Raw genomic sequence first — 6,864 nt, forward strand, 5'->3', positions numbered from 1 at the left:
ATGCCTACCCTGCGCCTGATCGCCGACGACCTGACCGGGACCCTCGACACGGCGGCCGGTCTCACGGGTCTCTGTGGCACGATCCCGGTCGCGTGGCCGGAGATCCTGCCGGATCGGGCATCGGGTTCGCTCGCCATCGATTCCGGGACGCGCGAGCGCGGAGCGGAGGAAGCGGTGCGGATCACGCACGGCGTTCTACCCCACCTCGACGGGGCGGATATCGCCTTCAAGAAACTCGACAGCCTGATGCGTGGTCCCTGGGCGACGGAATTGGCGGTTACGGTGAAAGCGGGCGGCTGGCGACGCTGCATCGTGGCGCCCGCCTTCCCATACCAAGGCCGAGCGACGGTAGAGGGCCGACAGCAGATGCGGCGCGGCGAGGACTGGGTCACGGTCTCGGCCGACATCGCGCAGATGCTGCGCGAGGCTGATCTCCCCGCCCGTCGGGCCTCAGTCGCGGATGGGCTAGTCGAGGGCGTCGCCGTCTACGATGCGCGCACCGATGAAGACCTTGCCGCCATCGCTGCCCTGCCGGCGGATGGCCCCGTCCTGTGGTGTGGCAGCGGCGGCCTCGCCGCCGCCCTCGCCAGGGGTGTGACGCCGCCGTCCGATGTACGGCTGGAAGGTCCGGTCCTCGGGCTGTTCGGGTCCGACCGCGAGGAGACCGAGGCCCAACTCGCGGCCTGCGGCCCCCTACGGTTAGTGCTCACTCACGGCGCGCCCCATCGAGACCTCATCATGGACCGTCTGTCCCGCGACGGAGCGGTGATGGCGAGTCTTGACCTTCCCCTCGGCACAGCCCGTGAGACCGCCGCAGGGCAGATCGCGGAGACCTTCGCGAGATTGACCGACGATCTTCCCCGGCCGGGAACCCTGCTCGTCGCCGGTGGCGAGACGCTCAAGGCGCTCTGCCTCGCCCTATCCGTCGAATGCCTCGACGTGACGGGGCAGATCTCACCCGGTCTCCCACGCTCGACGCTTCGCGGCGGACGATGGGACGGCTTGCCGGTCGTGTCGAAATCGGGGGCCTTCGGTGCTCCCGGGCTCTGGCGCAACCACCTTCACCAGAATGGCTTCCCGCACGACAGGAGCGGCACGTGACCCATCATCTCGCCATCACCATGGGCGATCCCGCCGGCATCGGCCCCGAGATCATCGTCAAGGCCGCCGCGCGGCTGAAGGACCGGATCGATTCCGGAGACCTGAAGCTCATGATCATTGGCAGCGTCCCGACCCTGCGGCGCGCGGAAGAGGCCTTGAGCCTACTGCCGGAGCGGATTGCCGAGGTATCCGAGAGTGGCTCATGGCCGGCCCTCTGCTGCCTTCAGGCAGACGAGGAAGGCAGCTTTATCGAGCCGGGTCAGCTCTCCGCCGATGGCGGCCGCTTCGCCTACAAGGCAGTCGAGGCCGGCGTTCGTCTGGCGATGGCGGACAAGATCGGTGGCATCGTCACGGCGCCGCTCAACAAGGAAGCGCTGAACAAGGCCGGCTATCACTATGCCGGTCATACCGAGATGCTCGCTGAACTCACCGGAGTGCGCGGTTCGGTGATGATGCTCGCCCACGGCAACATGCGCGTCTCGCACGTCACCACCCACGTCGCGCTGCAGGACGTGCCGAAGCGTCTGACGCCGGAGCGCCTGCGCCTCGTGATCGATCTTACCGACAAGGCCCTGAAAGGCCTCGGGATAGCCAACCCGAAGATCGCCGTCGCCGCACTGAACCCGCATGCTGGGGAGGGCGGGCTGTTCGGGCGCGAGGACATCGACGTCAGCACGCCCGTGATCGACAAGGCCAATGCCGAGGGTCTGAACATCCACGGTCCGGTGCCGGGCGATACGGTGTTCGTGAAGCTCCGCGCCGGCCAGTACGACGCCGTGGTCGCGATGTACCACGACCAGGGGCACATCCCCGTAAAGCTGCTCGGCTTCGAGATCGATCCCACCACCGGCAAGTGGATGGATCTCTCGGGCGTGAACGTCACCCTCGGCCTGCCGATCATCCGGACCTCGGTCGATCACGGCACAGCATTCGATATAGCCGGCAAGGGTATCGCCAACGAGCGCAGCCTGATCGAGGCCATCGAGTTCGCCGAGAAGCTCGCCGCCAACCGCCACGCTGCGTAAAGATCATGATGAACATCGCTCTACCGATAGATCTCGTCCGGCCGCAGGAGATCGCATTCGGCGCGGGCACCCTTGCCCGTGTCGCGCGCTTCCTCGCCGATCGCGGCTACCGCCGCCCGCTCGTGGTCGCCGATGCCTTCAACGCCGGTCGAGTGGACCTGCTCGGCCTTTCCGGCGAGATCACCATGTTCGGCACGGTGAAGCCCGAGCCGGACCTCCCGAACCTCAATGCCGTTCTGGCGCTCGCGGACGAGATCCGACCCGACTGCGTGATCGGCTTCGGTGGCGGCAGCGCCATGGATCTCGCCAAACTCGTCGCGGTTCTGCCGGGCAGCGGGCAGACCCTGCGCGATGTCGTCGGCCCCGAGAAGGTGCTCGGCCGTCGGATCGGCCTCATCCAGGTCCCGACCACCGCCGGCACCGGCAGCGAGGCGGGCACGCGCTCCCTCGTCACCGACCCGGAAGCGCAAGCCAAGCTCGCGGTGCAGAGCCGCCACATGCTGGCTGATCTCGCGGTGATCGACCCCGACCTGACCATCACCGTGCCGGCCGCCGTGACCGCGGCGACGGGCGTCGATGCTATGGCCCATTGTGTCGAAGCCTTCACCAGCCGAAAAGCGCACCCCGCCATCGATCTCTATGCTCTCGAAGGCGCGCGCCTCGTGGGCCGCTACCTCCCGCGGGCAGTGGCAGACGGCTCCGACCGGGAAGCGCGGGCCGGGCTGGCGCTGGCCTCGCTCTATGGCGGGTTCTGCCTCGGGCCGGTGAACACCACTGCTGGCCATGCCGTGGCTTATCCGCTCGGCACCCGGCACCACGTCGCCCACGGGCTCGCCTGCGCGGCGATCTTCCCGCACACGCTGGCGTTCAACGCCCCCGCCGTGCCGGAAAAGACCGCACTGGTGCTCCAGGCGCTCGGCGCCCCGGCTAGCGCGGACGAGGACGCGGTCCGCGAGCACGCCACCCGCTTCTGCGCCGATCTCGGCGTGGAACTGCGCCTATCGCGCATCGGCGTGCCGGAGGACGACCTCGACGCCATGGCGGGCGAGGCGCACGCCATCCGCCGCCTGCTCGACAACAACCCCCGCGACATGAGCCGCGCCAACATCCTCGCGCTCTACCGCACTGCCCATTGAAGGCTCTTACGATGACCTCCCTTCACCCTCGCGGTGTATTCTGCGCCGCCGCCACGCCCCTCACCGCCGATTACGCGCCCGATCACACGCTGTTCGTGGCTCATACCAAACGGCTCATCGCGCAGGGCTGCGATGGCGTCGCCCTGCTCGGCACGACCGGCGAGGCGAACTCGTTCTCGCTGGCCCAGCGCAAGTCTCTGTTGGAAGTCACCGTCGAGGGCGGCGTTTCGCCCGAGAAGCTGATGCCTGGCACGGGTGTCGCGGCGATCTCGGAGACGATCGACCTGACGAAGCACGCCCTCTCGCTCGGCGTGAACACGGTCGTGATGCTCCCGCCTTTCTACTACAAGGGCGTCACCGATGACGGCTTGTTCGCCGCCTATTCGGAGGTGATTGAGCGGATCGGCGATGCACGGCTTCGCGTCGTGGTCTACCACATCCCACAAGTCTCAGGCGTGCCGATCTCCCACAACCTGATCGAGCGGCTGCGGACGCGCTATCCAGAGACTGTTACCGGCATCAAGGATTCCTCCGGCGACCTCGCCAACCACGTAGCGATGATTGAGCGGTTCCCTGGCTTCGCCGTGTTGACAGGCGCTGACCCGCTATTGTTGCCGCTGCTGCCGAAGGGCGTCGCAGGCTGCATAACCGCAACGTCGAACCTCTGCGCGGCAGACCTCGCCTTCGTCTACCGGCACTATGCCGACCCATCGCATGCCGACGAGGTCGCTGCGGCGCAGGCGCGTGTCGTAACCGAGCGCGAACGCACCGTCGGACCCCGCCAGATGGCCGCGATCAAGACACTAATTGCGCAGGCGACGGGCGAAGACGGCTGGCTGCGCTTGTGCCCGCCTCTCATGGCCCTCACCACCGACCAGCAACGCGCGCTGGGCGGTGGCTAATCGAACCACCCTAACGCACGAGATCGCATGTCGGATGCGCCCCGAGCGGGCGCTTCGGCTTATCAATTATCGATGTCCGCTTCAGAGGTTCTGACCGTTTCTGGTGAATGACTGAGATGGGCGCTGAGCTGAACGACCGCTTTTGTGCGCATTCGCTAATCGGCATTGCGTAGACTGGCCGAAAGCTGCCCATCCGGTTTTTGGCTAACGGTGGCTCAGAGCAGACATGCACGCCTGACCGAGCGTTTTACCGGCGCTTGAAAGTCCGACATATTTCCCGACAAAATGTGAGCTGGTCCGGTCGGACTCCTGGCGGTTAAGACGACGCGTCGGGAAAACGATCGGATCCTGTTGGCGAATTCCGAGCGGCGGTGGGCTGGGTGTAGGGTGGCTGTCCCGCCCGGAGGGGGGCTTACGGAACCGAACCCGCTGGCCCTCACTGCCACGTTTCACACAGGTCTCAGACATGCGTACCTGCACGTGCCAGAATTCGAAAATCACATAGCGGAACGGTTGCACTTCAAACTTTCAACCGTTCCGCTGGGGGAGGCCCTTTTGGGACAGGCGGACAGTCGCTTGTAACTTGATCTCCTCCGCATCGAGTATGCTCCTCGGCGCGGTGCCGGGTGAGAGACTGTTAGCCACTGGGGACATCAAGCCCGCGAGTGAGCCAGGGTCCTCACCTGCCGTTCCATCGAACCCGAACAGTCGCTTGGGCCGCTCAGCGCGAAGCTCGCTTGCGCAAGGATGGGATCAGATAGACGCTCCTGTTGTCGGGATCGATCTAGCCCGAGACCGCCTCGATGTTCACGTTCACCCGTCTGGTGCGAACTTCAGCATCGATCGCACGGCTGAAGGTGTGGCGCAGCTACGTGAAAGCCTCTTGCTCCTAAAGCCGAGGCTCGTCGCTCTGGAAGCAACCGGAGGCCTGGAAGCCGTGGTTGCACGCGGCCTCACCGCATCCGGACTGCCGGCGGTGATCGTGAACCCTACACAGGTGCGCGCGTTTGCTCACGCGCTGGGCCAACGCGCCAAAACCGACCGCATCGATGCAGCCGTGATCGCCCGGTTCGCAGCAGCCACCAACCCGCCCGTTCGCTCGCGGCCTGATGCCGACACCCAGGCCTTGGCCGATCTGGTCACACGACGCCGTCAGATCGTAGGACTGATCGCGTCCGAGCGGCAGCGGGCAAGCCATGCTCCGTCCTGCATCACGGACAGCGTCCGGCGTGTCCTAGAGGCCCTTGAGCAGGAGCGGGGTGTGGTCGACCGCGCGATCGATGCCGCCGTCGAGCGGTCCTCTGCGTGGCGCAGGAAGGAGGAGCTCCTGATCTCTGTGCCTGGTATTGGACCGACGATCGCGTGGACCTTGATCGCAGAGCTGCCCGAGTTGGGGAGCCTTGGCCGAAAGCAAGTCGCCGCGTTGGTCGGTCTAGCCCCTTGATCGTCCCCCTTTGAAGTGGTCCGCCCTGAAGTATGGCTTTTGAGCCGACAGAGGACGGAATCGATGGCCCAACGACCCAAGCCTGAGGAGATCGTGAGCAAGCTGCGTCAGGTCGACGTGCTGGTCTCACAAGGACAGAGCGTCGCCGCTTCGATCAGGGCGATCGGCGTGACCGAGGTGAAGTACGATCGACGGCGCAAGGAGTACGGCAGCCTGAAATCGGATCAAGTGAAGCGGATGAAGGATCTTGAGACGGAGAACCAACGTCTCAGGCGGGCGATCGCAGATCTGACGCTGGACAAGCTGATCTTGCAGGAGGCGTCCCGGGGAAACTTCTGAGCCCCGCGCGCCGACGCGCCTGTGTCGAGCACATCATGCTGACGATGAACGTCTCTGAGCGTCGCGCCTGCCGGGCGCTCGGTCAGCATCGCTCGACACAGCGCAAGGTGCCGCGGGGGCGCGACGACGAAGAGGCGCTGACGGCCGACCTCATCGCGCTGGCGGAGCGGTACGGTCGCTACGGCTACCGGAAGATCAGCGCGCTGCTGAAGGCGGCCGGGTGGTTCGTCAACGACAAACGCGTCGAGCGGATCTGGCGGCGTGAGGGTCTGAAGGTCCCGGCCAAGCAGCCCAAGCGGGGGCGGATCTGGGACAACGACGGGTCCTGTATCCGTCTTCGCCCGGAATACCGCAATCACGTGTGGTCGTATGACTTCGTCGAGGCGCGCACACATGATGGACGCAAGATTCGGATGCTCAACGTCGTCGACGAGTTCACGCATGAATGCTTGGCGATCCGGGTTGCCCGCAAGCTCAAAGCGGTCGATGTGATCGACGTGCTCTCGGATCTGTTCATCCTGCGTGGCGTGCCGGGCCATATCCGTTCGGATAACGGGCCGGAGTTCGTCGCGAAGGCTGTCCAAGCTTGGATCACCGGCGTCGGAGCCAAGACGGCTTACATCACTCCGGGCTCACCGTGGGAGAATGGCTACGTCGAAACTTCAACGCGCGCCTTCGCGACGAACTGCTCAACGGTGAGATCTTCTACACACTCAAGGAGGCGCAGATCGTGATCGAAAGCTGGAGACGTCACTACAACACCGTACGCCCGCACGCATCACTAGGATACCGGCCGCCGGCACCAGAAGTGTTCATGCCAGCCTTCACCGCTTGGCCGGCTGCGCTCGCCCGACCAGCTCCGCCGGCCAAGCTACCCGTAGTGGAGCGGTCTACCGCGCACTAACTTTAACCTTGGA

The 6,864-nt window shown here is 65.5% G+C and carries 4 protein-coding genes and 2 pseudogenes; all 6 read left to right on the plus strand.

What is annotated here, in order from left to right; translation table 11 throughout:
• The 6 genes and pseudogenes from MKL09_RS27125 (at position 1) to MKL09_RS27150 (ending at position 6,851) form a co-directional block, all read left to right on the plus strand.
• Complete coding sequence (locus tag MKL09_RS27125; protein ID WP_244025100.1) at positions 1–1,101, plus strand: four-carbon acid sugar kinase family protein; 1,101 nt, start codon at positions 1–3, stop codon at positions 1,099–1,101.
• The gene (gene pdxA, locus MKL09_RS27130; RefSeq protein ID WP_244025101.1) at positions 1,098–2,126 is read left to right on the plus strand and encodes a 4-hydroxythreonine-4-phosphate dehydrogenase PdxA; all 1,029 of its coding nucleotides are present in this window, start codon (positions 1,098–1,100) and stop codon (positions 2,124–2,126) included. The genes MKL09_RS27125 and pdxA overlap by 4 nt, the downstream gene beginning before the upstream one ends.
• A gap of 5 nt (positions 2,127–2,131) precedes the next feature.
• Positions 2,132–3,262, plus strand: coding sequence for an iron-containing alcohol dehydrogenase (locus MKL09_RS27135; protein WP_244025102.1), 1,131 nt, complete (start codon positions 2,132–2,134; stop codon positions 3,260–3,262).
• An 11-nt stretch (positions 3,263–3,273) separates the two neighbouring features.
• Positions 3,274–4,164, plus strand: a complete 891-nt coding sequence (locus MKL09_RS27140; RefSeq protein WP_244025103.1) for a dihydrodipicolinate synthase family protein — start codon at positions 3,274–3,276, stop codon at positions 4,162–4,164.
• A gap of 757 nt (positions 4,165–4,921) precedes the next feature.
• Positions 4,922–5,605 (plus strand): annotated as a pseudogene (locus tag MKL09_RS27145) (transposase); the annotation flags it as partial.
• 66 nt (positions 5,606–5,671) lie between these two features.
• Positions 5,672–6,851 (plus strand): annotated as a pseudogene (locus MKL09_RS27150) (IS3 family transposase).
• Positions 6,852–6,864 lie beyond the last annotated feature (13 nt).

Origin of the sequence: Methylobacterium sp. J-048 (assembly GCF_022829515.1) — a bacterium.
Lineage (GTDB): Bacteria > Pseudomonadota > Alphaproteobacteria > Rhizobiales > Beijerinckiaceae > Methylobacterium.

Bases quoted from the DNA above. Each gene is read 5' to 3' on its own strand.
- MKL09_RS27140 (WP_244025103.1), top strand. From the start codon at position 3,274: ATGACCTCCCTTCACCCTCGCGGTGTATTCTGCGCCGCCGCCACGCCC.
- MKL09_RS27125 (WP_244025100.1), top strand. From the start codon at position 1: ATGCCTACCCTGCGCCTGATCGCCGACGACCTGACCGGGACCCTCGAC.
- MKL09_RS27135 (WP_244025102.1), top strand. From the start codon at position 2,132: ATGATGAACATCGCTCTACCGATAGATCTCGTCCGGCCGCAGGAGATC.